General features: G+C 68.4%; 21 protein-coding genes. 9 read left to right on the top strand and 12 right to left on the bottom strand.

Going from position 1 to position 25,911, the window contains the following annotated elements; all coding sequences use genetic code 11:
* Nucleotides 1-79 precede the first annotated feature (79 nt).
* On the top strand, nt 80-742 hold the full coding sequence (locus ACYVLV_RS12720; RefSeq protein WP_460810443.1) for a helix-turn-helix transcriptional regulator: 663 nt from the start codon (nt 80-82) through the stop codon (nt 740-742).
* 83 nt (nt 743-825) lie between these two features.
* On the opposite strand, the gene ACYVLV_RS12715 is transcribed toward ACYVLV_RS12720, so the two are convergent.
* The 6 genes from ACYVLV_RS12715 to ACYVLV_RS12690 all read right to left on the bottom strand — a co-directional run bounded on the left by ACYVLV_RS12715 (nt 826) and on the right by ACYVLV_RS12690 (nt 10,390).
* A complete protein-coding gene (locus ACYVLV_RS12715) occupies nt 826-1,635 on the bottom strand; it encodes a sigma-70 family RNA polymerase sigma factor (protein ID WP_460810442.1) in 810 nt (269 codons plus the stop codon).
* 204 nt (nt 1,636-1,839) lie between these two features.
* Entirely contained in the window at nt 1,840-3,117 is a 1,278-nt protein-coding gene (locus ACYVLV_RS12710) for a flavin monoamine oxidase family protein (protein WP_460810441.1), read from the bottom strand.
* Entirely contained in the window at nt 3,114-3,998 is an 885-nt protein-coding gene (locus tag ACYVLV_RS12705) for a DICT sensory domain-containing protein (protein ID WP_460810439.1), read from the bottom strand. The genes ACYVLV_RS12710 and ACYVLV_RS12705 overlap by 4 nt, the downstream gene beginning before the upstream one ends.
* A 49-nt stretch (nt 3,999-4,047) precedes the next feature.
* Nucleotides 4,048-4,599, bottom strand: a complete 552-nt coding sequence (locus tag ACYVLV_RS12700) for a Dps family protein (RefSeq protein WP_460810438.1) — start codon at nt 4,597-4,599, stop codon at nt 4,048-4,050.
* 117 nt (nt 4,600-4,716) lie between these two features.
* A complete protein-coding gene (locus ACYVLV_RS12695; protein WP_460810436.1) occupies nt 4,717-6,255 on the bottom strand; it encodes a SulP family inorganic anion transporter in 1,539 nt (512 codons plus the stop codon).
* Between the two features lie 190 nt (nt 6,256-6,445).
* Entirely contained in the window at nt 6,446-10,390 is a 3,945-nt protein-coding gene (locus ACYVLV_RS12690; RefSeq protein WP_460810435.1) for a M12 family metallo-peptidase, read from the bottom strand.
* 300 nt (nt 10,391-10,690) lie between these two features.
* Between ACYVLV_RS12690 and ACYVLV_RS12685 the strand changes: the two genes are divergently transcribed.
* Genes ACYVLV_RS12685 through ACYVLV_RS12675 form a run of 3 tightly spaced genes read left to right on the top strand, consistent with a single transcriptional unit; the run spans nt 10,691 to nt 14,183 of the window.
* Complete coding sequence (locus ACYVLV_RS12685; protein WP_460810434.1) at nt 10,691-11,377, top strand: hypothetical protein; 687 nt, start codon at nt 10,691-10,693, stop codon at nt 11,375-11,377.
* A 57-nt stretch (nt 11,378-11,434) separates the two neighbouring features.
* Nucleotides 11,435-12,913, top strand: a complete 1,479-nt coding sequence (gene gtfA / locus ACYVLV_RS12680; protein ID WP_460810432.1) for a sucrose phosphorylase — start codon at nt 11,435-11,437, stop codon at nt 12,911-12,913.
* Nucleotides 12,914-12,923: 10 nt separating this feature from the next.
* Nucleotides 12,924-14,183 carry a DUF4032 domain-containing protein gene (locus ACYVLV_RS12675; RefSeq protein ID WP_460810430.1) on the top strand — a complete coding sequence of 420 codons (1,260 nt, stop codon included), beginning with the start codon at nt 12,924-12,926 and terminating at the stop codon, nt 14,181-14,183.
* Here the strand turns inward: ACYVLV_RS12675 and ACYVLV_RS12670 are convergent.
* From ACYVLV_RS12670 to ACYVLV_RS12660, 3 genes are read right to left on the bottom strand one after another with little or no spacing between them, the layout of a single operon-like run.
* Nucleotides 14,170-15,696, bottom strand: a complete 1,527-nt coding sequence (locus ACYVLV_RS12670) for a dihydrolipoyl dehydrogenase family protein (protein ID WP_460810429.1) — start codon at nt 15,694-15,696, stop codon at nt 14,170-14,172. The two genes, ACYVLV_RS12675 and ACYVLV_RS12670, sit on opposite strands and share 14 nt — an antisense overlap.
* Entirely contained in the window at nt 15,693-15,968 is a 276-nt protein-coding gene (locus ACYVLV_RS12665) for a zf-HC2 domain-containing protein (RefSeq protein ID WP_460810428.1), read from the bottom strand. Before ACYVLV_RS12665 ends, ACYVLV_RS12670 begins: the two co-directional genes overlap by 4 nt.
* Nucleotides 15,965-16,552 (bottom strand): RNA polymerase sigma factor, encoded by a 588-nt coding sequence (locus ACYVLV_RS12660; RefSeq protein ID WP_460810427.1) that lies wholly within the window; start codon nt 16,550-16,552, stop codon nt 15,965-15,967. Before ACYVLV_RS12660 ends, ACYVLV_RS12665 begins: the two co-directional genes overlap by 4 nt.
* A gap of 135 nt (nt 16,553-16,687) precedes the next feature.
* Here ACYVLV_RS12660 and ACYVLV_RS12655 point away from each other — a divergent pair, with 135 nt between their 5' ends.
* On the top strand, nt 16,688-17,869 hold the full coding sequence (locus ACYVLV_RS12655) for a YibE/F family protein (protein WP_460810425.1): 1,182 nt from the start codon (nt 16,688-16,690) through the stop codon (nt 17,867-17,869).
* A 52-nt stretch (nt 17,870-17,921) separates the two neighbouring features.
* Nucleotides 17,922-19,895, top strand: coding sequence for a S15 peptidase family protein (locus ACYVLV_RS12650; protein ID WP_460810423.1), 1,974 nt, complete (start codon nt 17,922-17,924; stop codon nt 19,893-19,895).
* 59 nt (nt 19,896-19,954) lie between these two features.
* Here the strand turns inward: ACYVLV_RS12650 and ACYVLV_RS12645 are convergent, their stop codons facing one another.
* Together ACYVLV_RS12645 and ACYVLV_RS12640 are read right to left on the bottom strand one after the other, a co-directional pair.
* The gene (locus tag ACYVLV_RS12645; protein ID WP_460810422.1) at nt 19,955-20,800 is read right to left on the bottom strand and encodes an alpha/beta fold hydrolase; all 846 of its coding nucleotides are present in this window, start codon (nt 20,798-20,800) and stop codon (nt 19,955-19,957) included.
* A gap of 101 nt (nt 20,801-20,901) precedes the next feature.
* Nucleotides 20,902-23,079: a DEAD/DEAH box helicase gene (locus ACYVLV_RS12640; protein ID WP_460810420.1), complete on the bottom strand. Its 2,178-nt coding sequence runs from the start codon at nt 23,077-23,079 to the stop codon at nt 20,902-20,904.
* 305 nt (nt 23,080-23,384) lie between these two features.
* Here ACYVLV_RS12640 and ACYVLV_RS12635 point away from each other — a divergent pair, with 305 nt between their 5' ends.
* The 3 genes from ACYVLV_RS12635 to ACYVLV_RS12625 all read left to right on the top strand — a co-directional run bounded on the left by ACYVLV_RS12635 (nt 23,385) and on the right by ACYVLV_RS12625 (nt 25,150).
* Nucleotides 23,385-23,810: a Fur family transcriptional regulator gene (locus ACYVLV_RS12635; RefSeq protein ID WP_460810418.1), complete on the top strand. Its 426-nt coding sequence runs from the start codon at nt 23,385-23,387 to the stop codon at nt 23,808-23,810.
* 157 nt (nt 23,811-23,967) lie between these two features.
* Nucleotides 23,968-24,246 carry an HU family DNA-binding protein gene (locus ACYVLV_RS12630; protein ID WP_460810416.1) on the top strand — a complete coding sequence of 93 codons (279 nt, stop codon included), beginning with the start codon at nt 23,968-23,970 and terminating at the stop codon, nt 24,244-24,246.
* Between the two features lie 109 nt (nt 24,247-24,355).
* Nucleotides 24,356-25,150 (top strand): CPBP family intramembrane glutamic endopeptidase, encoded by a 795-nt coding sequence (locus tag ACYVLV_RS12625; protein ID WP_460810414.1) that lies wholly within the window; start codon nt 24,356-24,358, stop codon nt 25,148-25,150.
* Nucleotides 25,151-25,183: 33 nt separating this feature from the next.
* Here the strand turns inward: ACYVLV_RS12625 and ACYVLV_RS12620 are convergent, their stop codons facing one another.
* Nucleotides 25,184-25,909, bottom strand: coding sequence for an enoyl-CoA hydratase (locus ACYVLV_RS12620; protein WP_460810413.1), 726 nt, complete (start codon nt 25,907-25,909; stop codon nt 25,184-25,186).
* Nucleotides 25,910-25,911: the final 2 nt, after the last annotated feature.

The following is a 25,911-nucleotide window of genomic DNA, read 5'->3' as shown; positions in this document are numbered from 1 at the left end:
CGACTCGACGGCTCGCATTCGACGGAACCACCGGGACTGTTCCGCGTCGACGCTAGGTCGGAGAGACTACATTGATCCCATGCTCGACCTGTCTCGCCCGCGCGTGCGCGTGGCCATCGTCAACGACTTCGACCTGGTGGTGCTGGGTCTGGCCGCCGCCCTGGAGTTGCACACCGACCGCATCGAGGTGGTGGAGCTCAACAGCACGTTGAATCCGGTCAGCGACGTCGACGTGGTGCTCTATGACGCGTTCGCCAAGGACGTCGGCGGACCGCGGGACATTCCAGGACTCTCCCAGGGCGGGCTGACCCGCGTGGTGATGTTCTCCTGGCGCGGTGACAAGGCGTCGATCGAGATGTCCAGGCAACCCGGCATCGCCGGCTTCATCGAGAAGGAACTTCCCATCGCCGAGATCGTTGCTCGCATCGAAGCGGTCGGTCACGGCAAACAACTGCCCGAGGTCGACTTCGACGAGAGCTCGACCGTCCCCACCTTCGAGGGCGCCTGGCCGGGTCAGACCGAGGGGCTCAGCGAGCGGGAGTCCGAGACGGTGGCGCTGATCGTGTGCGGGCTGAGCAACCGCGAGATCGCCGAGCAGACCTTCGTCACCGTCAACACGGTCAAGACCCACATCCGCACCGCCTACCAGAAGATGGGCGTCGTACGCCGCTCCCAGGCGGTGCTGTGGGGCATGGAGCACGGTTTCGCCCCCGACCGGTCCCGCGTCGTCGTCGTCGACTGAGCCTGCGCCACCGGCCCTGGTCATCAAGCCTGGTCACCAAGCCCGGTCACCAAGCCCGGTCACCGAGCCCTGGGGGTCAAGCCCTACGCGGCAGCTTCGCGCGTACCCGTTGGGTCGAGCACCGAACGCAGTCGGTCGATCACCGCGGTCAGCCGCCGGGAGACGGTCATCTGGCTGATCCCCATCTGCTTGGCGATCTGTCCCTGCGTCAGGCCGTCGACGTAGCGCATCCGCAGCAACGCACGATCCGAGGACGCCAGGCTGCGCAGCCCGGGGGCCAGGACCAGGCGGGCCTCGATCGCGTCCACCTCGGCGGTGTCGTGGGTGATGAAGGGTTGCGCGGTGGGTTGTCCGGACCCCGGCTCGGCGTCCAGGAAGTTGTCCAACGACAAGGGCTGGTAGCACTGCTCGGCGCCCAGCGCCTCGGCCACCTCGGAGGCGGCGACACCGATCTCCGCGGCGACCTCGTCGACGCTCTGGGACCGACCCAGTTCGGGGCGGCTGTCCCGCACGGCCAACGCCATCGACTGGACCTCCTGGATACGCCGTGGCGGCCGGATCGTCCAGCCCAGGTCGCGGAAGTAGCGCTTGACCTCACCGGTCATCGTCGGCACGGCGTAGGAGAGGAAGTCGCGGTCCTGATCGATGTCGAACCGGCGGGCGGCGCGCACCAACGCCAGCGAGGCCACCTGCTCGAGGTCCTCCACGGGTACGCCGCGGTTCCGGTAGCGACGAGCGATCGCCTGAGCGACCTGGAGGTTGAGTTCGACCACTTCGTCGAGAAGCGTATCCCGAGCGGCCGGGTCGTCCGCGCCGATCGCTGCGGCCTGCGCGAAGCAGTTCCGGGTGCGAGCACTGCGCTCTTCGTGAGGGAGAACCTTCCGGGGTGCCATGCAGGCAACTCTTGCGGGTTCTGGCCCTCGCGCCCATGGCTGAGAGCCCTTTTCACCCGTTCGGGTGAGGCTGCGAGAGGCTATTTCACCCCTAACGGTGGGGCGCCGGACCTGCGCCAACCGATCCGTCGGGCCACTCATTGCCCCGACACCGCCCAGTACCCACGCAGGCGACCTTCACGCACCCGATGGGCGCGAAGAGATTCAGCGGGCAGCCACCACCGCGGCTGCGGCGCGCTGGCCGCTGACCAGGGCGCCCTGGATCGATCCGGTGTCCCGGTGGTCACCACACACGACGAGCCCGTCGCGGGCGTGCACGGTACGCCGCAACGACAGCGGAGCGGGTTGGACCGGCAGCGCGTCGGGGACCTCGTGGCGTCGCACGAGCCGCCAGCCCGAGGTCGGAACCCCCAGCAACTCCCCCGCGTGTCGCCGCATCTCCCTTCCCGTGGGCGTCGTGCGGTGACCACCCATCAGAGCGGAAGCAGAGATCAGGTGGGAGCCGGCAGGCGCGTAGGTGGGCGCGGACGCCGAGATCACCGCGGCGTTGACCAGCGGACCGGGTGGGCCGGCACGGCCGTCCAGGAACAACATGGCCGGATCGGTGGGCACCGATCCCACGGGGGCGGCGTACCACTCGGTGACGACGCCCTTGCTGGTGGGAGCCGTCACCCCGGCCAGCCGCTGGGCCTGGGCCCCTGAGGTGGCGAGGACCACGTGACGCGCCCGGACGACCCCCTCGGCGGACTGCACCGTGTAGGACCCAACGGTGCCGGTGATGGTCGCCACCGGGCACTCCAGATGGATCCGATCTCCCAGCTCGGCTGCCAGTTGCTCGGGAAGGGCCTGCATACCCGCGCGAGGCAGGCCAGGGGTGCCGGCGACGAAGGTCTTGACGAGAAGGCGGGCGTAGTCGGCTGAGGTCGCACCACTGTCGTCGAGCAGCGTGCCGGAGAGGAAGCGGTCCATCACCGTGCGCAACAGCCCCTCCAGACCGGCGTGGTCGAGCGACTCCTGCAGGGTGCGCGGGTCGGGATGAGCCGCCAGCTGGCGGGCCAACGGCCGGCGACGTACGGCACCGGACAGCACGGGCTTCAGCCAACGGGCCAGGGCGAGCAACTCTCCGGGGTGGGCACCGACCGCCCGCAGGCTCGACCTCAGGTGCCGAGTGGCCCGGAACGGGTCGGCCAGGACCTCCAGTCCGGTGTGGGTGCGAACCGCCGCTCCCGCGCCGAAGGACTGCAGCCCCAACGCCTCGACGTCGATCAGGCGACGGACCGCGGGATAGGCGGGGTTCAGCAGCTGGAAACCTCGGTCGACCAGGAATCCGTCGATGGACTCGGTGCGAATCCGTCCACCGACGCTGCTTTCCGCCTCACACACGACGACGTCGAGACCCGCCGCGACCAGTTCCCGGGCACATTGGAGGCCCGCGAGACCCGCGCCGAGGACGACGACCCCGCTCTCCCCCGGCAGGGTCATGGTCGACCGATGCGGTCGGTGTAGGCCACCACCCGGTTGAAGAGGTTCATCGCGATCATCGCGTCGGCACCGCCCGGGAGGGGATCCGCTCCGAGGTCGTGGATGACCTCGTCACTCACCGTCGCCCCGGCTCCACGGGCGACCTGCAGGCACACCCGGGCCGCGTCGCGGACCACGTCGGGGTCCACCGTCCAGACCGCTTCGAAGAGCCGTTCCCGGTCGGGGACGTCGTACTGTCCGGGCAACTCCCAGGCGGTCAGCACCACGGCCAAGCGGTCGCCGTCCAGTACGACGGCCCATTCCCGCTGCATCGGCGCATCCTCCGCCAGTGGGACCAGGGTGGGTCCTGCCTCGGGGGCACCCTCGATCTCCTCGGGGGTGAAGGCGGCGAAGGCGAAGGTGGACTGGGAGATCCGAGCCAGCTCCCCCCAACGCTCCTCGGCCGAGGCGTAGTGCTTGGAGTACTGGAACGCCCCGAACACGTGGGCCCGTTGAGCCGTGGCACTGCACTCGTCCTCGATGGCCCACGACATCGCCAGGAGCGTGGACTTCCGCAACCGGTGAACGGCCATCTTGGGGTGCCGTCGTCGGATGTCGGCGTACACCGATCCCGATCCCGGCCGCGCCGTGCGCTTGGCCTGATCGATCGCCCGCGAGATCGCGACGTCGAGACGTACGCCGGAGTCTCTTTGGGCGACCACGCTGCGGACGGTGTCCACCTCGGTCTCGGCGTAGCGCCGGTGGCCGCTGGCTCTGCGGAGGGGTTCTGGGAAGCCGTGTCGCTGTTCCCAGATCCGCAACGTGGCGGGAGTGACCCCGGTCCGCTCGGCGAGATCGCCGATGGTCAACATCGAACCGGGGTCATCAGGAGAAGTGCTCATGGGGTGAGCCTAAACCTCCACAGTCTGTGGAGAAACATGTGGAGGGGATTTAGGCGTCGGAACGGCTCGCGTCAGCGGCGTCGGCCTCGGTCGAGGTGCCCGCCGTGGAGAGGTTTCCGCCCAGGTCCTCGAGGTGGGCGCGGACGAACCACTGGAACTGCTCGAGCTCCGCGGTGTGGCTGATGATCATGTCCTCGGTGATCGGGTCGAGGTCGCCCAACTCACCGATGACTTCGCGCTGAGAGGTGATGACACCGACGTAGACCTGGTCCAGAGCGCCGAGGTGTGCGAGGACCGTGTCGCGACCCAGGGAGTAGTCGTCCCAGGTCCGGTCCGCGATGATCGAGTCGACGGTGCCCTTCGGAGCGGCCCCGAGGGTGGCGATGCGCTCAGCGACCTCGTCGGCGTACCCACGAACGAGTTCGACCTGGGGGTCGATCATCTCGTGGACCGCGATGAAGTGCGGCCCGATGACGTTCCAGTGGATGTGCTTGAGCGTGAGGTGGAGGTCGTTGTAGGCGCTGAGTCGACCCTGGAGGAGGGTGGCGACGCGCTGGCCCTGCTCGTTGGTGAGACCGGGGACGGTGTAGGGAGAGTTCACAGGAAAGACCTCTTTCGCATTCGGGGTCCACGCTTTCGACGTGGCTCTCCCGAAAACTTGCCGCACCCGTGGCACGCAATCAACACCTCTTGGGGTGATGGCGTTGTGAGGTACGGCTCAGGCGCCGGGGAGGTTCCCGGTCAGCCGACCGTGGATCGAGGCGCTGGCCTCGTTCAGTCCCCGCACCTCGACCTCCTTGCCCTTACGGTGGTACTTCGTGGTGATCGCGTCGAGCGAGGCCACCGTGGAGGCGTCCCACACGTGGGAGCGGGTGAGGTCGATGACCACCTGCTCGGGGTCGTGGGTGTAGTCGAACTGCGTGTAGAGGTCGTTGCTGGAGGCGAAGAACAACTCACCGGTGACGGTGTAGACCGCCTTCTGTGTCCCGTCGGGGTTGTCGACGAGGGTGCGGGTGGTCTCCGCGAGGTGGGCGACCCTGCGGGCGAAGAGCGTCATGGCCACCAGGACCCCGACGCCGACGCCGATGGCGAGGTTCTCGGTCGCCACCACGACGACGACCGTCGAGAGCATCACGGTCGTCTCGCTCTTGGGCATCCGCCGCAGCGTCGAGGGCTGGATGCTGTGCCAGTCGAAGGTGCCGACCGCGACCATGATCATCACGGCCACCAGCGCGGCCATCGGCAGTTCGCCGACCAGATCGCCCAGACCGACGACGAGGACCAGCAGGAACACACCGGCCAGAAAGGTCGAGATCCTGGTGCGAGCACCCGAGGCCTTCACGTTGATCATGGTCTGGCCGATCATCGCGCAACCACCCATGCCACCGAAGAAGCCGGTGATGATGTTGGACGCACCCTGACCCCAGGCCTCGCGGGTCTTCTCGGAGTGGGTGTCGGTGATGTCGTCGACCAACTTGGCGGTCATCAACGACTCCAGCAGCCCGACCAGCGCCATCGCGAGGGCGTAGGGGGCGATGATCTTCAGCGTCTCGAGGTTGACCGGGACGTCGGGCAACAACAAGGACGGCAGGCTGTCGGGCAACTCGCCCTCGTCACCCACCGTGGGGACGGTGATGGCCGCGACCGCGGTGAAGGCCATCAGCGCCACGATCGCGACCAGCGGCGCGGGGACGACGGTCGTGACACGCGGCATCAGCACGATCAGGGCGATGCCGAAGGCGATCATCGGGTAGACCACGAACGGAACGTCGATCATGTAGTGGACCTGGGAGAGGAAGATCAGGATCGCCAGCGAGTTGACGAAGCCGACCATGACCGACCGGGGGATGAACCGCATCAGTTTCGCGACGCCGACGAGGGCCAGGACGACCTGGAGGACACCGCCGAGCAGCACCGTGGCGATCAGGTAGTCATAGCCGTACTCCTGGAACAGCGGCGCCAGGACCAGGGCGATGGCTCCGGTCGCGGCCGAGATCATCGCGGGTCGGCCGCCGAGGAAGGCGATCGAGACGGCCATGGTGAACGAGGCGAACAGTCCGATTCGTGGGTCGACACCCACGATGATCGAGAAGGCGATCGCCTCGGGAATCAGGGCCAGGGCCACGACGAGTCCGGCGAGCACCTCGGTGCGCAGCATCTTCGGCGAACGCAGGGCGTTGCGAACCGTGGGTTCGAGTTCGGTCAGCTGGGCGGGGATGGCCCCGGGTGCGGACCCGGGAGGCGTGAGGGTGCTCAAGGAAGTGCTCCGATACTGATCAGTGCGCGCGTACGGCGGGCATTGGGGGTGGCCCCCTGAGCCGCCCGGCACTGGACGATCGAGGCCTGGCGCGGCCCCGATGAGGGCCGACGCGGAAGTCTGGAGCCCCTAGGTTAGGGCGTGCGGGGCCCTCGCACCGCATCCTCGGGATGGTTGTGGGCGATTCCAGTCAGGGGCGTGTGGCGTCGCTGGTGCGCACCGCCAGGCCCTCGATCCGCACCGGGCGTCGGTTGCGGGACACGATCCGCACCTTGCCCGAACGTGGTTCGGAGAACCGGGCGATCGAGGTGAGCACCCGCTTCTTGGAGGACTTACCGGACAGCTTGATCGTGCGCAGTTTCTGCCGGCCGATGAAGACATCGACCTTGCCGCCTCGACGGACCCGAGTCAGCACCAGGGACAGCTTGGTCACGTCGCGCACCCGGAGGGTGAGCGTGGACTTCTGGCGCTTGGCGAGTCGGTAGGTCCCCCGGTAGCTGGCCGAGGCGCGCTTCTTGACCCACCGCTTCTTCGCGACCTTCAGCGAGCGGTCGTTGTACGGCGTCACCATCGTGGCGACCGCAGGGCTGGCATCGGTGTTGCCCGCGCCATCGGTGGCGGCCACCGTGAACCGGTAGGTCGCACCCTGCACCAGGCCGTTGAAAGTGATCTCCCCGGACGTGGGGCACGCACCGGTGAGGTCGCCGAACGAGCAGGTGTAGGTCACCCCTGGCTCGGAGGTGTAGCGATAGGTGACCGAGCGGTCGAGGTGGAACCGGGCGTTCTTCGGCCCGGAGGTGATGGTCGTCTGCGGGGCCGTGGTGTCGACCGGGGTGCCGTCGTCCTGGTTGACCGTGACATCGGCGTCCTCGGCCGATTGCCCTGTGTAGCGGCCCCCGACCGTCAGGGCGACGGAGTAGGTGCGCCCGTCGTCCTCCGGGAGATCAGCGAGGACCGCGCAGGACGTCGTACCGGTTCCTGGGCCGGTCGCGGTGACCGGTGCGTCGGCGCACAGCACCTCACTGGTCGCCGTGTCGGTGAACGTCACGGTCGCCTTCGTGATGTCTCCCAGCGCACCGTCGGTCTGCTCCTGGAGCATGGCCGTCATGTCGATCGTGGTCGACTCGGCGTCGCTCGACGGGGTCACCTCGGCCGGTCCGGTGTACGACGGGGTGGCGTCCTCGGCCTCGACGACCACCGTGAAACCGGCCTGCTGCGGACCGTTGCCGTCATCGACGCTCAGGGTCACCGGATAGGTGCCGGGGGCACCGGTGATCTTGCCGGTCACCACGAAGTCCGCGGTGCCAGGGCGTACGCCGTCGGCGGAGACGTTCTGCTTCGTCACCGTCAACCCGGCGGGAAGACCGGTGGGAACCCCGGTAAGGGCCGCCCCGTCCGCATCGGTGGAGGAGGCCGTCACCTTGGGTTGCGTCCCCAGGGCGTCGGAGTAGTCACCGGTGAACGTACCGGGCGTGTTGCCGCCGAGCGTCAGGCCGCCTGCGGAGGTGATGGTGAAGTTCGCGTCGTTGAGGTCGAAGAAATAGTTGCCGACCGCATCGACCTTGACCCGCGCCTGCGTGGTGTCGACGTTGGGCCAGGTGACGGTGTGGGTGCCGTCGTTCGGGGTGGCGGCCTGCAGCACGTGCGGGTAGGTGCGTCCCCCGTCGGTGGACAGGCTGATCTTGACCTGAGTGGCCATCGCGGCGGTGTCGGTGCCGGCAACGTCCCAGGTGACGGTGCCCGTTCCGTTGCCCGGGACGGTGACATTCGTGGCCTGGGAGGAGACCAGGAACGGCCCGGCGAGGGGCGACACGGTCAGTTCGGTGTCGTCGAAGGACGTGCCTCCGTCGTACCCACCGTCGGCGCCGCCGAGGTCACGGGCCGTGAGCCGGAAGTTCACACCGCGATCGAGGTCGCGGCTGAGATAGCTCGAGGTCGGCAGGAGTTCGGACTGACAGTCGAGGGCCGGCCCGTTGGGTAGTCCCCCGGCTCCGGGCGCGCCCGCGGGACAGGTCCCGTCCTGGGCGTTGGTGTTCCCGGCGATGATCTGTTCGAGGTCGGGGAAGGTCCGCGACGGATTGTTCGTCGCGATGTTCTCGCCGGGCGATTGGTACTGCAGGGTGCCGGCCGGGGTCACGTCGGCGTAGGTGCCGAAGATCCGGAAGAGCGGCCCGGAGATGCGGTTGAGGTTGGCGATCGCGTTGCCGACCTGCTCGCCGCGGTCGTTCTGCTCCCACAGGTAGAGGATGCGTCCCGCGTCACCGGCGTCGAGGTCGGTGGCCGAACCCGTCAGGGTGAACGGGGTGCGGCTCGGGATCGTCTTGTCCGCCGGCGCGGTCACGTTCGGCACCCGGTTGGTGGAGGTCACGGTGGTCTTGCCGCCATTGGTCGGAACGCCTCCGGAGACGACGTCGTTGGCCTTGCCCGAAAAGGACCCGGCGACGACGTTGAGGGTCGGGTTCACGATCGCTGTCCCGGCACGGGCGCCGGAGAAGGTCAGTTGGAAGCCCTTGGTGTCGAAAGTGACGCCCGCGAAGTAGTTGCCCACGGTGACGGTGCCCCCGGTGACGGCCTCGACCGCCGCCTTGATGCCGGCGGTGGTGTAGTTCGCGCCGTTGACGATCGGGGCGGTCGTCCCGTAGTCCGGGAAGGTCAGCGTGAAGGAATCAGCCGCCTCGTAGCCGACGAGGCTGACGGTTCCGATCTCGTTGATCGCCGTCCGTACGGCGTTGATGTGGGTGCCGATCTCGGTCTGGCTGCGCTGGCTGAAGTAGGGGTCGGTGTGGGGCTGCAGGTTGTCGGCCGAACAGATGCCGGCGTAGGCCATCACCGATGAGCCGGAGCCGGGCTCCACGGACGTGCCCGGGTTGCGGTTTGCTCCACCGCACGACCCGTTGAGCCCTTCGAAGGTGTGGTTGCCGGCGAACTGGTGACCGATCTCGTGGGCGACGTAGTCGACGGCATAGAAGTCCCCCACCGGTGATGGGAGACCGGTGCAACCCTGAGCCTTGTTGGCCAGGCCGATCACGCCGAGAGAGGCGAGCCCGCCACCGTTGAGGCCCAGACCGATGTGGCCGGCCTCGAAGTTCTCCGCGCCGATCACCTGACCCAGCACCTGGCGGTTCCGGGTCAGCAGCGTGCCGGAGCAGCCGTCGGTCACGTCGGTCTGCGCGAAGCAGGCGACCTCGCCGCAGCGTCCGCCGGCGTTGAAGGCGTCGGCGTTGGTGTTGAAGTTGGTCAGGTCGGTGTCGTCGACCAGGACCATCCGTAGCGACATGTCGTCGCCGTACACCTGGTTGACCCGGTTCATCAGGGTCGCCTTGGCCGCGGTGACCAGGACGTTGTACTGCGCCTGGGTCGTGGCGCCGGGGGCGAAGAAGGCCGAGTACGTCGGGTCGGTGGTGAAGGCGATCCGGTAGGTGCGGGCCTTCACCGGGTTGTCGGCCCCCTCACCGATGCGCTGGAGGGCGGCGGCGACCTCCGCGTCGGTCAGGGTCCGCGATCCGGGGCTGATGGCCTCGGGTTCGACGAGTGCCTTCTCCGGTTCGGGGAGGTCCTGGCCGAGGTAGGAGAGGTACGGCGCGTCCGCGCCCTGGTCCGGGCCGTTGAAGGCCGGATCGATGTACCACGAGGCCCCGTCGCCCCGCACCGAGGCGTGGAAGCCCAGCGGGGTGTAGTCGAGTCGGATGCTGGCGGGGCTTCCCGGGGCGGTGGTGCGTCCGGCGTAGGTCTTGATGTCGGGTCGGGCCGCGGCCAGCCCGTCCTCGAGCACCGGCGACTCCTTGACCGCGAACTCGACGAGGTCTCCCGACGGGGACGGGATCTCGATCAGTACCGGGTCACCGCTCGACGAGGTCTCCAATGGGGCCCGTGACAGTCCGCGCTGCAGGACGGGAAGGTCCAGTCGGTACGCCGTGTATTCAGCGGGGCTGACCAGTCGCGGCAGACCGTCGTGGGTGCGCGGCAGCGCGGCTTCCAGCGGCGCGAACACGTCGTCCAGATCGGCCGCGCCAACCGGGGTCGCCCCGACTGCACCGGCGGCACTGGCCGCCCCGGTCCCGGCGAGCGGAGAGAGGACGGTCACCACGAGAGCGAGCGCGAGAGTTGCGGAGGAGCGGTATCTGAACGAGCGCACGGCGGATCCTCGAAAGTCGGGCCCACTCGAACCGGTCGGGTGCAGATGGGCGGAAGAGCTGTCTGCCGTTCCCAGCGAATGGGAACCCCTCACGGTAGGACGGATCCGGATCCAGATCGAGAGGCCCGCGGGGATTTCGCCCAGACCGTCGATTCTCCGCGTCCAGGACGGTGACCGGGCTAGACCGGCCTGGCTTGCGAACCTCGATGAGGGCCAATCTCGAAGGACGCGGTCACCGACCCGTGACCGGACTAGCTCCCTGCTCGCTCAGCAGAGAGATTCGACTTCAAGGAGACGACCATGAGCACCACGTCACGTACTCGGATTCTCGCAGCACTTCTCGCCACCGTCGTGTTGATCGGCGGCGTCAACTACGCGGCGTACGCCGCCAACGGCAAGCCACTCCTGCTCGGCAAGTTCAACGTCGAGACCAAGAAGAGCATCCTGAAGAACAAGGGCTCCGGCCCCGCCCTGCACCTGAAAACCAAGCCGGGTCAGCCGCCCCTGGCGGTCAATCGCTCGGTCAAGGTCAACAAGCTCAACGCCGACCGGGTCGATGGAGCGAACGCCGCCGATCTCGAATCGCTGGTCCATGTCTATGAGTTGCCGTCTGCGGCCTCGGCGCCTGATCACGAGATCGGTTTCCCGGGTCTGCCTCCCGGGCTTTATGCGGTGGACTACACGGTCATCACGTCCGGTGTTCAGGTGGCGTGCTTCATGTCGAACCGCGATCAGGGCCTCACCTACTCAGTGGATGGTGTGGGCGGCTTCTCCGTCAACAGTGGCGCCGCCGTCATCGACACCAGCAGCGGGGCCGATCAACTTCTGTGCAACGGCATCGGAGGAAACGCCTCGATCTTCTCGACCGCCGCCGGGGGGTTGTCCGAGGTCACGTTCACGCGTCTCGACGCGATCTCGAACGGCAGCCCGACCCTCTCCCGCCCCGCGGCCGAACGGCCTGCAGCAGGCAGTCCGACGGGTCGCTGAGCAACGCGCCGGGCGACTCCGCGGGTGTCTTCGGACTGCCCTGCTTTCATAGACGACGTGTCTGACCACCTCCAGCGCCCTCAACTCATCACCTACCCGGACTCCCTGGGTGGTTCGCTCGCTGCGCTGGCCGAGATCCTCGGTGGGGGGATGTCGGAGTTGTTCGCGGGCGGCGTGCACGTGCTCCCGCCCTTCCCGTCCTCGGCCGACCGGGGCTTCGCACCGACCCGCTACGACACGGTCGACGAACGGTTCGGGTCATGGTCGGACCTGGAAGCGATCGGTCGACTCGGGCCCCTGACGCTCGACGTGATGGTCAACCACCTCTCCCGACAGTCCGTGGAGTTCCTCGACTTCGCTCGACACGGTCGGGCCTCGCAATACGCCGACCTCTTCATGCGCCCCGACAAGATCTGGCCGCACGGTGAGGTGCCGGCCGACGACCTCGAGCGGGTCTTCCTGCGCAAACCGAAGCATCCGTTCCTCGACATCCCGATCGAAGAGACCGGAGAGACCGAGCGGGTGTGGGCCACCTTCGGGTCCGCCGTGGACCGCAGCGACCAGATCGATCTCGACTGGCGCTCCCCTCTGGCCGCAGCCAAGTTCGCCCAGTGGTTCTCCGGACTGGCCGGGGTCGGCGCCACGGAGGTGCGCCTCGACGCCGTCGGCTACCTCACCAAGCGGGCTGGTACGACGTGCTTCATGGTCGAACCCGACATCTGGGAGGCCCTGGACCACTTCTCCGAACTGGCCCGCCGTCACGGAATGAGCATCCTCCCCGAGATTCACGCCGAGCCGGCGACCATCACTGCCCTGAACGAGCGCGGCTTCCTCACCTACGACTTCACCCTCCCCGGGCTGAGCATCCACACGTTGCACACGCGGCGGAGCGGCGCCCTGGTCGAGCACCTCTCGCACCTCACGGCGACGACGGTGACCACGTTGGACACGCACGACGGCATCCCCGTCCAGCCCGACCTGCGCGGCGTACTGACCAAGGCGGAGCTGCAGGAACTCGTTGCCGTCCTCGAGAGTCGGGGGGCGAACGTCAACCGGATCCTGGACGCGGCGGAACGGGGCATCGACTTCGACGCCCACCAGATGAACATAACCTACCTCGAGGCGGCCGGCAGTGTCGACGCCCTGGTGGTCGCTCGGGCCATCCAACTCTTCGCCCCGGGTCGGCCGCAGGTCTACTACCTCGGCCTCCTCGGCGGCCGCAACGACCAGCAGGCCGTCGGCCAGACCGGCGAGGGGCGGGCCGTCAACCGGACGAACCTCACCGTGGCGCAGGTCGGGCAGATGCTCGACTCCGAACCGGCGGCACGGCAGGCTCGCCTGCTGCGGCTGCGCTCGACCCACCCCGCCTTCGAGAGCGCAGTACCCACGATCGAGGCGTCCTCGGACTCGACGCTCCGGTTGCGGTGGGTCAACGGCGACCACGAATGTTGCCTCGACGTCGATCTCGAGGCGATGATGGCTCTCGTCACAGCCACCTCCGGGCTCAGCGGCGAAGCCGACGTCTGGACCGCTTAGAAGGTCGGACATGGTCTCCTTCAAACTCAAGACCACCGTCCCGCAAGCCGACCTGCTCACGCTCCCGTGGGACCTCGCGCTGGAGGACTGGCCGGCCGAGACGACGGTGATCCTGCCCGCCGGCACCCACCGTCACGTCGTGCGCTTCGCGCCCGCCGGCGATGACTTCGTGGCCCTGAAGGAACTCCCCCACCACCTGGCCGTGCGCGAGTTCGAGGTCCTCACCGCCCTGCATCAACACGGCCTGCCCGCCGTCCAGCTCATCGGAATCGCCTCCGATCGCTACGACCGTCGCGGCGAGAAACTGCCGTCCGTCCTGATCACCAAGCACCTGCGCTACTCCCTGCCCTACTCCCACCTGTTCGGCGCGCCGAACGTCCCGTCTCTCGGCGAGCGCCTGGTCGACGCGTTGGCGGTCCTCCTGGTCCGCCTGCATCTCGACGGCATTTTCTGGGGCGACTGTTCACTGAACAACGCACTGTTCCGTCGCGACGCCGGCGCCCTACGGGCCTACGTCGTGGATACCGAAACCGCCGAACTCCACCCCCAACTCAGCCGCGGCCAGCGAGCACACGACCTGGACATCGCCGTCGAGAACACCGTCGGGGGCCTGCTGAACCTCGACGCCGGCGGCTACCTGCAGGAGGGCATCGATCCCTTCGCGACCGGGTTGAGCCTGGAGACCCGCTACACCGAGCTGTGGGACGACCTGACCCAGACCCAGGACGTCTGCACCGCCCAACTCGCCTCGATCCACCAGCGGTTGGCGCGGCTGAACGAACTCGGCTTCGACACCGACGAGGTCGAGCTCGACTCCCGCGACGGGCGGGTCCACTTCCGACCCACCATTCTCGAGGAGGGCCACCACCGCCGCCAACTGGTCGGGCTGACCGGCATCGTGGCCCACGAGAACCAGGCCCGCCGCCTGCTCACCGCGATGCGGGCCTACGGCGCGTGGGTGCAGAACGGACCGACCGCACTGCCCGACGGGGTGCTGGCGGGTCGGTGGCTCCAGGAGCGGTGGTTCCCGACGATGAACCAGATCCCGGAAGGGCTGCGCGGTCGCCTCGAGGACGCCGAGGTCTACCACGAGGTGCTCGAGCACGGATGGTTCCTGTCCGAGCGGGCGGGCCACGACGTGGCCCTCGACGTGGTGGTCGACTCCTACGTTCGCGACGTCCTGGAGCACCGCACCGACGAGCGGTCACTCCTGATCACGCCCGAACCCGGTGCCGCTGAGGAAAGCGCCTCGGACCTCAGTCCCGGTTGACCCACCAGCGTCGGGCCTTGACCAGCTTCCCCAACGCCTTGGCGGTGCGGGGGGCGTCGAGGGTGGAGCGGACGTCGATCAGGGCGGCGTTCCAGGGCCCGTCGTTGTAGGTCGGGTAGGCGTGGACGACCCCGGCCAGGTCGCGGGTGGTCATTCCCTTGGCCACGGCGAGGACCACCTCACCCAGGGTCTCGCCGGCGCGAGGCCCGACGACGGTTCCGCCCAGGATGTGACCCCGCTTGTCCACCACGAGACGGGCGTACCCAGCCGTGTCGCCCTCCGCGACCGCCCGGTCGACGTGGCTGTGGGTCCACTCCAGGATCTGTAGTCCTTCGGCCGGACGCTCGGTTCCCACGCCGACCGAAGCGACCTCGGGGTGGGTGTAGGTCACCCGAGGGATCGCGCTCAGGTCGATCTTGCGGCGTACACCGAGGACGGCGTTGGAGGAGGCCAGGCTGCCGTGGTTGCCGGCGGTGTGGGTGAACTGCGGGTGCCCGGTGAGGTCGCCCGCCGCCCAGATCCGGATGTTCGTGGTGCGCAGGTAGTCGTCGGTCACGACGAACCCACGCTTGTCGAGGTCGACTCCGGCCTTGTCCAGGCCGAGGTCCTTGGTGCGGGGAGTGCGGCCGACCGCGACGAGTAGGCGTCCGAACGGCACCTCGCTGCCGTCGTCGAGGATCAGGGTGCCGCTCGGGCCGCCCTCCTGATCGGGCTTGACCTCCACCACTCCCTGACCGGTGCGCAGGACGGCTCCGTCGGCGACCAGGGCCTGACCGACCAACTCGGCCGCGGTCTTGTCCTCACGGGCCATGATCCGCTCGGCACCCTCGACGATGGTGACGCGGCTACCCAACCGGGCGAACGCCTGACCCAGCTCGCAGCCGATGTTGCCGCCGCCGAGAACGACCAGGTCCTCGGGCAACTCCTCCAGATCCCACACGGTGTTGCTGGTCAGCGCGTCGGTCTGCGCCAGCCCGGGGATCGGGGGCAGCGCAGGCGACGCTCCGGTGGCGATGAGGGCCTGGGTGAAGTGCTGAATGTCAGTGCGGCCGGACCCGTCGGTGATCTCGACGGTTTCGGGCCCCGTGAACCGGGCCGATCCCGAACGCACCGTGGCGCCGGTCTCCTCGATCGACTCCACCGAGTCCAACGGGGCGATGTGGGCGATCGCGCCGTGCACGTGATTCATCACCTGCGCGAAGTCGACGGTCACGTTGTCCACCCCTACGCCCAGTCGTGCGGCGCTGCGCGCTGTGGCTGCCGCCTGCGCCGCCGCGATGAGCGCCTTCGACGGCACGCATCCGGTCCAGAGGCAGTCGCCTCCGGTGCGTTCCCGCTCCACGAGGAGCACATTGGCCCCGAAGCGGGCAGCGTTCTTGGCGCCGACCAGTCCGGCGGTTCCACCGCCGATGACGACGAGGTCCCAGGGATTCGATGGCGTCCCGTACGTCGGCGCGACACTGCCGGACTTCCGGGCGGCGGGATGGTCGGGGGTGGGGTGAGTGGTGCTCATGCAGGAGGCTCCTCGGTCAGGGTGTCCAGGAAGGTGCGGACGCGCTCGATCGAATCCGGGTCCACGTCGGGGCGGCCGGTCAGGTTGACCAAGGCTCGACGTAGACCCCGATGTTGGGCGACCACCGCGGAGCAACGTTCGCACTCCGCGAGGTGTTCCTCGAGGGTGTCCACCTCCCCCGGGGTCAGGGGCGCCGATGGGTCGGCGTCCAGGTAGCGCTGGATGCGCCGCGCCGACCAGCGACAACGGATCATCTGGCTCACGGCGTTCATGACGTTTCCTCTCGAGGGAGCAGATCGGGGGCAAGGGCTCGCCGCAGCCGTTCGCGGGCCCGGCTCAGCCGGGACATGACGGTGCCGGGTGGACAACCGATGACCGCCGCGGCCTCGGCGTAACTCAGGTCATGAACGTCCACGAGGATCAGTGCCTCCTGGAACCGTGGGTCCAGAGCACGGATCGCCCGGTCCAGCGCGGGGTGCAGCTCGCCGTCGATGAAGGTCTCCTCGGCGCTGGCGCTGATGTGCGCGCCCTTGCCGAAAGCGGGTCGCGAGGACCGGAGCAACTCGGCGTCGTCCACCGTGATCGGACGTTGTCGTCGATGCATGCTGACGTTGGTGTTGCGCAGGATCGTGAGCAGCCAGGCACGCACGTAGCGGCCGTCGAACCGGTCGATGGCCTTGTAGGCGCGCAACAGGGTCTCCTGCACGAGGTCCTCCGCGTCGGCGGACGTCGCGGTGATGCTCAGGGCCACGCGCAACAAGACCTCGATCTCAGGCTCGACGTACTCCCGGAACGACGCCTTACTGTCGGTCTCCTCGTGCACCAGCAACTCCTTCACGATCGGGGAACGCAGCAACAGGTCTCGATACTTCCCTATCGCCCCAGCAGTGGCCCCGGGCGCCGGTGAGTGAGAAGTCGAATAACCCTCTCAGACGACCGCCTACTCACCGCCACCTCCGCTCAGCCCGAACCCACCCGGCACACTGTGCGCATGGGAGCCGGGCACTCGCACGCAGCGCATCGTCAGGGCGACGACGCCCTCCTCATCGAACGCGGACCGCGAGCGGTCCTGCTGGGGTTCCTGGCCCTGTGCGCGTTGGTCACCGCGATCGGCCTGGTCACCCTGTGGCCGGATGCGGATCGATCCGGGGAAGTGCTGGGGTCACAGCAGTTCGCCACCGAGACCGCCACCTTCCCGACCGGGACGATCAGCGAGATCGGGCCGGACGGGGCCATCAGCGTGGTGATCGACAACGGCGAACGCGTCGGGGACGAGGTGGTCGTCCAGAACATCCCTCCCGAGGTCGGCGACGTCGGACTGGAGGTGGGAGATCGACTCGAGTTGATTCGCACCCCTGCGACCGATCAGACGCCCGAGCAGATCAACTACTTCGGGATCGAGCGCGACCGGCCGCTGCTCATCCTGTTCCTCATGTTCGTGGCGGTGGTCCTGGTCGTCGCCCGTCTGCGTGGATTCTTGGCCCTGGTCAGCCTGGGGTTCGCGGGCCTAGTGATGGGCTACTTCATCCTCCCCGGGCTGCTCACCGGGGAGTCACCGGTCCTGGTGGCCCTGGTCGGCTCCTCCGCCATCCTGTACGTCGTCCTCTACATCACCCACGGCCTGTCCATCCGGACCAGCGCCGCCCTGGCCGGCACCCTCGGAGGGCTCGCGATCACCGCGGCGGTCGGGCTCTACGCCATCGGGGCAACCCGTCTGACCGGCGTCACCGACGAGGGCAGCCGGGTCCTGACCTCGTCGGCCCCGGACATCGCGCTGAGCCAACTGCTGCTCGCGGCTGTGGTGATCGCCGGACTCGGCGTCCTCAACGACGTGACGATCACCCAATCCTCCGCGGTCTGGGAGTTGCGCTCCGCCGCCCCCACGATGTCGCGCGCCACGTTGTTCGCCAGCGGGATGCGGATCGGTCGTGACCACATCGCCTCGACGATCTACACCATCGTCTTCGCCTACGCCGGGACTGCGTTGACCGTGCTGCTGGTCATCCAACTCTTCGACCGGCCGCTCCTGGACCTGATCGCCACCGAGGAGATCGCCGAGGAGATCGTCCGGTCACTGGTGAGCAGCATCGGATTGGTCCTGGCGGTCCCCCTCACCACGGTGATCGCGGCCCTGACCGTCCCAGGCCCGCGCTCCGAGGATCACGTTTCCTGAACGTTTTGTGGATCTGTGGCACGAGACACTCCTCGCGACGTAGGTTCCGCGCATGTGGACCTCCCTACGCCCCGCCCGCCGAGGACGTCTTTTCGGGCGTCGGCTCGCTCGCGGCATCGCCGGGGCGCTGACGGTCTCGCTGGTGGCGAGCTTCGGACCCGCGCTCGCCTCCTCAGCAGCACCCGCATCCGTCATCGACGCTGCGGCCGCGCCCGTCCCAGCTGCCTCAGTTGCCTCAGCTGCCGCGGCTCCCACCCGCCGCAAGGACGCCGACCTCGTCAAGCCGAAGACCCCGACCACGACGTTCACGACCAGTGACCGCGTCGTACCCGTGCGGACCGGGCGCAGCAACGACATCGAGATCGGCATCGACACCCGCCTCTACGTCCCCCAGAGCGCCAGCCGCCGCCGACCGGCGCCAGCGATCTTGATGTCCCACGGCTTCGGAGGGTCCAAGGACTCCACCGAGGTCCTCACCACCGCCGCCTTCTTCGCCTCCCACGGGTACGTCGTCCTGACCTACTCGGCCTCCGGCTTCGGCAAGAGCGGTGGTTGCGTGACCCTGCACTCCGCCGACTACGACGTGAAGAGTTCGAAACAGCTCCTCGACACCGTCCTCGAGCCCCGTCGGGACGTCCTGCACGACCGTCGCGGCGTGGTCGTCGGCACCATCGGGGGGTCGTACGGCGGGGGCGCTCAGCTTCCCCTCGCCGCGCTGGACAAGCGGGTCAAGACCAGCATCGTGGGTCGCTCGTGGAACAACCTGGCCTTCTCCCTGAACCCGAACAACCGGATCGTCCCCGGCGACCGCACGGGTCTGGAGCACGGGCGCAACCTCCAGGGCGTGTTCAAGATGGAGTGGACCTCGCTGTTCTACGCCCTGGGCAACGCCCAGCCCGTCATGGGGAATGGCGGCTGCCCGCAGGCCAAGATCGCCTCCCAGAACCCCGTGGAGATCGCGGCGTCACCGAACTGTCCCGGCTTCTATCTCGAACTCTGCGCGGTCTACACCGAATTGGCCGTTGCCGGCACGACCAGCGCGGGGGGCCGGACCCTGATCGCCCGCGCCTCGGCCTCGAACTACCTGGCCAAGCTCAAGAAGCCGGTGCTGTTGATCCAGGGGCAGAGCGACACCCTGTTCAACCTCAACGATGCCGCCGCGACGTACACCGCCCTGAAGCGACGCGGCGTGCCCGTCGGGATGATCTGGAACTCCGGGGGGCACGGTGGCTACACGTCGCAGCCCGGGGAGTGCGAGGCCTACGACGGCATCGACCGCTCCATCTCGAGGATGAGCAACTGCTATCTCCCCCTGCGCTCCCTGGGTTGGATGGACCACTGGCTGCGTGGAACCAAGGGCGGTCGCGGACCGGAGTTCACCTACTACCGCGACTGGGTGAAGTACGGCGCCCGCGGGCCGAACGACGAGCAGTACGCCAAGGCCACGTCTTTCCCGCTGCCCAAGATCACCCGCTTCACGTTGACCGGCACCAAGACCATGCGGCCCCGCACCGGCCGGGTGAAAGCGGGCCAGGTGAGCTTCATCAACCCGGAGGGCGGTCAGCCGGCGGCGTACTCGGAGACCTCGCAGTTCAGTGGACCCGACGCCTCACCGAACCTGGCCCGGCAGCCCACCGAGATCGCCGGGCAGCATGTGGCGTTCACCTCGACCCGGTTGCGTCGTCGTCTGCCGTCGATCGGCATCCCCGCCGCTCGACTCGACATCACCAACAGCAACGGGCGCGACCTGGTCTTCTTCGCCAAGATCTACGACGTGGACCGCAACGGCAGGGCCGAGTTGGTGCACCGCTTGATCTCCCCGGTCCGGGTGCCCGCCTCCGAGGTCGGCAAACCGGTCACCTTCGCGTTCACCGGCTTCGCCCACCGCTTCGCCCGGGGCCACCGGGTCCGCATCGTGCTGGCCTCGACCGACTCCACGTCCTACAACGCCAAGACCGCCGACACCATCACCGTGCGGACCGGCAAGCAGTCGGTGTTCGTGCTGCCCGGGAAGATGAAGGGCTGACCACATGCCCCTCAACGTGCGGCATAGCGCACGCTGAGGGGCACGAGAGGGTGGATGGATCAGGCCAGGAAGTCCAGCAGCGCCCGGTTGAACTCCGTGGCGTGGCTGAGGTTGCAGCCGTGCGGGGCACCGTCGAGGGTGACCAGGGTGCTGCCCTCGATGGCCTCGTGGGTTCGCTGTCCCGATCCCTCGAGCGGGACGATCCCGTCGGCGTCGCCGTGCAGGACCAGGGTCGGGACGGTGACCTTCGTCAGGTCGTCGCGGAAGTCGGTTCCCCCGAAGGCGTCCATGCACCCGAGAGCGGCGTCCTGGTTGGACTGCAGGCACAGGGCGATGGCGTCCTGCCGCTGTTGCTCGGTCACCTTCAGCTCGTCGCCGGCGGAGAAGAACTGCTTGGTGAAACCGTCGAAGAACTCCTCGCGGCCAGCCTCGAGGCCGCTGCGCATCTCGGCGGCCGCGTCCTCGTCGAGGGGCCCGTCGGGGTTGTCCTCACTCTTCAGCAGGAACGGGGGTACGGCGGCCGCGAAGACGACGCTGTGCAACCGGCCCTCACCGTGACGGGAGACGTACCGGGCGACCTCGCCGCCACCCATGGAGAATCCGACCAACGTCACGTCGTTCAGGTCGAGGTCGGTCAGGACGTTGTCGAGGTCGTCGGCCAGAGCGTCGTAGTCGTAGGAGTCGCCGGGGTCGGACTTGCCGAATCCGCGACGGTCGTAAGTGACGGTGCGGTAACCCGCGTCCTTCAGAGCCGGCACCTGCTCGGACCAGGACTCACCGGACAGCGGCCATCCATGGATCAGTACGACGGGGCGCCCGTCGCCACCGCTGTCGGTGACGAAGAGTCCCCGGTCGGTGTTGGAGTCGAAGTTCTGGTCGGTGTTTCCCTCAGCGGTGTCGCTCATGAAGAAGTCCTCTCAGTAGGTGTCCCCCTACAACGGGAGCACGGGTCGCAAACATTCCGACCCACGTCGAGGTACCCGCATCAGCGGCTCTCAAGCACCCCTCACACCCGGGCGGTGTCCTCCTCGAGGGCATCGGTCAGCAACGCCACCAGCGCCTCGAGCTGGATGTCGGCCGACGACCCGACCTCCTCGTCCGAACCGTCCAGGGCTCGAGCGGCGAGCCCGGCCTTGGAGTCGATGAGTTCGGCGATCTTCGTGTCGATCGTCTGCGCGGCGATGATCCGCCACGCGGTGACCGGCTCGGCCTGTCCGATCCGGTGGATCCGGTCGATCGCCTGGGTCTGCTCCGCGTCGGTCCACGAGAGCTCGGCCAACACCACGTTGGAGGCGACCTGCAGGTTGATCCCCACTCCGGCGGCGGTCAGGGAGCACACGATCACCGCGACGTCGGGGTCGTTGACGAACGCGTCGATGTTGCGCTCGCGGGCGGCCCGGGTCTGGTCCCCCCGGATGGAGGAGTAGCGCAGCCCGCGCTTGGCGAAGGTCTCCTCGGCCACGTCCATCACGTCGATGTGCTTGGCGAAGAACACGACCTTGCCGACGCTGCGCGCGAGTTGGGCGGCGTAGTCGGAGGCGAGTCCGGCCTTGGCCTGTCCGATCCGGCGGACCATGGAGAAGACGTTGTCCTCGCTGGTGGGGTTCGGGTTGTCCTCCCGTTCCCAGCCGGCCACCTGTCGGACGAGTTGGTGGTCGATGCCCTCGACGACCCGTCCGGAGGTGCGCGTGTCCAGCGCCTGGTGGTAGCGAGCGACCAGTCGACGGGCCAACTCGCGCTCGGCCTCACGGATCGAACGGCCCATGTCGTCGTCGAGTTCGACGGGGATGTCGGCGATCCGACGGGCCGGGATGTCGGAGGCCACGTCCACCTTGCGGCGGCGGACGATCCCCTGGTCCACCACGGCGGCTCGCGCAGCCGGATAGAAGCCGGGGTCGGCCGGGGTCAGCCCGATCTCCTCGAGGGCTTCGAGCAAATGCGGACCGGGCATCGTCTCGTCGATCCAGCCCAAGAACTGCCAGATCGCCTTGAAGTCCTCGATGTCGTTGATCAGCGGGGTGCCGGTCAGCGCCATCAACAGGGGTCGGCCGATGCGCTTGCGGATCCGGGCGCTGAGTTCGAGCACGTGCCGCGAACGCTGGGAGGTCTTGTTCTTGATGAAGTGCGCCTCGTCGACGACCATGCCCCGAAAGCCGAGGTCTCCCAACCAACCGACGTGCCGGTCGAGCACCTCGTAGTTGACGATCACCACGTCGGCGAACCCGTCGATGTCGTGGCCGTCGCCGTGGATCACGGTGGCTGTGTGGTGCGGGGTCCACAACTCGACCTCACGGGCCCAGTTGGTCTTCACGACGTTGGGCACGACCACGAGCAGCGGGTAGGCGTGGGCGGCCTCGGCGGCGAGGAGCGCCTGAGCGGTCTTGCCCAGACCGGGCTCGTCGGCCAGCAGGAACGTGCGGTGGCCCGCGGCCGCAGCGGCGACCACGCGGGCCTGGTGACCCATCAGTTCACGAGCACCAGGGAGGTGCAGGGCGGGATTCTCCGGGGGCTCGGGGAGATCCATGCACGCAGAGGCGCCGCCGGCGTACTCGAAAGAACGCAGGAGCGGCCCGATCAGCTCCCAGGTGGCCAGGCGGCGGGGACCGTTGGATCGCGGCGGTACGGCGGAGAAGTCGGGAGCCTGGAAAGGGTTGGCCAGTTGCCGTGCCATCACCGACTGCGGCACCACTCGGCGCTCGAGGTTCCCACCCGGCTCGCTGGGTGCGGCGACCGGTTCCGGCGGGGGTTCGACGCCGCCAGCCTGGAGCATCTCGCGCTTCAGGGCCCGCGCGGAGGCCGACACCTCGGACTCCTCGGCCAGCAGTTGGAGCAGGCTGGTGTCCCGTGCCGCGGTCTTGGCCAAGATGGTCGCGACGCCGTCGAGTCGTTTGAGCTGATCGGTGCGCTCGGCCTCGGTGACGGTTTCGTCGACCTTCAGACGGGCACGCTCCTCGCGCACAAGGAGGGCCACCACCTGGAACTTGGTTCGACCCTCCGGCTGGACCGGACCACGTTGGGCCCGGTTCTCCACCTCCCGCACCGCCTTGGCGAGCACCGGGAGGATGCCTTCGTTGTCCAACTCGCGCACCCGTTGCTTGGCGCGCTGGTTGCCCTTCTTGGCTCGGGGCTGGTTGCCGTTGTTGGAGCGGTTCGCGCCGGATTGGCGCTGCCCTCGTCGGGCCACGGATCCTCCTCTTGAACGCCCCGGCAACGGTGCCGCGGCGCCTCGACCCCGTCGCACCGGCGTGATCACCGCATCCGAGGGGATGTGCGAATGACGCCGGGTCGGGTGCGGCGCATTCGGTCCGGCAGCGGGACTGTGTGATCCGGCTGCCGCGTCGACCAGCCCCACCACGCGCCGATGAAGATCGGGCCTGTCCGGGACCGGACGGTACCCATGCTACTCCCTGACCACCGCCATTGGGCAGGGGTCCGTCGCGCGTACGCTGTGGGGGTTCACCCGTCCCCGCGCAGTGAGGATCTGTTGCGATGCCCCACGCGCCCGCTGGGCCGACGGCCCGCTCCACCCGACAGCGCCGGGCAGTGGAAGCCGCTCTCGACGCTTCGGCAGATTTCCGTACCGCGCAGGAGATCCACGAGGCGCTGCGACGCGAGGGTGACTCGGTGGGATTGGCGACGGTCTACCGGACCCTGCAGGTCCTCACCGATGCCGGTGAGGTCGATGTCGTGAAGACCGACGGCGGCGAAGCGGTCTACCGCCGATGCAGTTCCTCCCACCATCACCACCTCGTGTGCCGGCAGTGCGGACGCACCGTGGAGATCAAGGGACCGGCCGTCGAGAAGTGGGCCAGCGCCATGGCGACCGAGCACGGGTACGCCGATGTGAGCCACACGATCGAGCTGTTCGGGACATGCCCGGAGTGCCATCCGGGCAAAGAATCCCCGGAGCGCTAGGGTTTCCACGACTTGCGGCTAGGGCAACAACCTGTTGAACTCAGCGCGAGGCGCACCGCCACGTGACGTCGGACTCAGCGTCCGACTCTCGTCGGCGGAGCAAAGCCGTCAACTCGACTACGACGGGGTAACCCAACCCCCAGAGGAGCACACCACCATGAACCGCACCGAACTGCGTGACGCCGTTGCCAAGGAAACCGGACTGAGCGGCGCCGAGGCCGACCGCGTCATCGCCGCAACCTTCGACACCATCGGTGGCGCCCTCGCCGCCCGCGACAAGGTCGCCCTCGCCGGCTTCGGCACCTTCGAGACCCGCGAGCGCTCGGCCCGCACCGGCCGCAACCCGCAGACCGGCGAGTCCATGGAGATCGCCGCCAGCACCGCGCCGGCCTTCAAGCCCGCCACCGCGCTGAAGCGTCGCGTCTCCGAGGCCTGAGCCTCCTTCGGGCCCTGGGCCCGAACCTTTGCATCACCGCCGCTGGGCGGGAGAGCCTCCGTGCCCTCCCGCCCAGCGGTGATTTGCTTGCGGGGTGGAGTCTTGTGCCGTGACCGACGCCGCAACGTCCCCTGAGAAGGGGTCGGACTTCTCTCTGCCGCGGGCCATCCTGCTCATCGAGGTACTCATCGTCTTCGGGCTCTCCCTGGGACGTTCCTCGGTGTACTCCGTGGTCTCGCTCATCTCCTCGCTGACCCGACCGGAGTCGTTGCGCTCGCAGAACGCGACCCTCAACAGCAGCCTCGCGCCGGGGCGGCCCTGGCTGGATCTGACCTACCAACTCCTGTCCATCGGCTTCGCCCTGGTGCCGGTGGCGCTGGCCGCCTACCTGATGTGGCGCACCGGGGACTCCGTGCGCCGGCACATCCTCGGACAGGGCGACCGGGTCCGAGACGCCCTGCGCGGAGCAGCCCTGGCCGCCGGAGTCGGGAGCACCGGCATCGCGTTCTATCTCCTCACCCGGGAGATGGGGATCAATCTGACCGTCGTGGCCTCGGGCCTCCCCGACGTGTGGTGGCGCTATCCCGTGCTCGTGCTGTCGGCGCTGCAGAACTCCATCGTCGAGGAGGTGCTCGTCGTGGGGTTCCTGATGACCCGGCTTCGCCAGATGGGGGTCACCGAACGCTCCTCGATCGTCATCAGCGCCCTGGTGCGCGGGAGTTATCACCTCTACCAGGGCATCGGCGGCTTCCTGGGCAACGCGGCCATGGGGGTCTTGTTCGCCTGGCTCTACGGCCGATGGGGGCGGGTTATGCCCCTGATCATCGCCCACACCTTCCTCGACGTCGGCGCCTTCGTGGGGTACGCCGTGCTGGTCGACCGGGTGCCCTTCCTCAGCAGTTGATCGGAGGGGCTTCCCGGTGGGTCCAGCCGGGGGTCAAGCCCCGGTGAACCTCGGCGCCCGCTTCTCGGCCCGTGCCGCGGCGGCCTCCTTGACGTCCGCGCTGGCCCAGCAGGCCGCGAAGGAGGCTTCGATCTCGGGGCTCTGCGTGGTGTCGATGGCCTCGGTGAGGACGGCCTTGTTGTGGGCCAGCGTCAGCGGCGCCAGTTCGGCGATCTCCTGCGCCCAGGCCACCGCCTCGTCGACCCCTCCGACCCGATCGACCAGGCCGCAGGACATCGCCTGGTCGCGGTCGATCGACTCGGCGGCCAGCATCAGTCGACGGGCGACCCCCCGACCTGCCGCGGCAGCCAACGCCCGGATCGTCCAGGCGTCGACCGCCATCCCGTTCCTGGCGGTCGGGACCGCGAACTTCGCCGACTCCTCAGCCATCCGCAGGTCGCAGGCCAGCGCCAACTGGGTGCCAGCCCCGATGGCGGGGCCGTTGATGGCGGCGATGATCGGCACCGGCAGGCGCGTCAACCCGTGCAACATCCCGTAGAGCGCATCGAGGAACTCCTCGCCGTACACCCCACCGAGGTCGGCCCCGGAGCAGAAGGACGACCCACGACCGGTGATCACCAGGACCCTCGCGCCGGCGGCCACCTCGTCATCGGCCGCCTGCGCGATGGCCCGGCACTGCGTCAGGTCCAGCGCGTTGCGTCGGTCAGGTCGGTTGAGTTCGAGGACCGAAACCGGTCCGTCGCGTCGGGTCTCCAGCATGC

Source organism: Nocardioides salsibiostraticola (assembly GCF_054783655.1).
The sequence above is the reverse complement of the archived record's forward strand: the minus strand, read 5'-3'. Positions and strand labels throughout refer to the sequence as shown.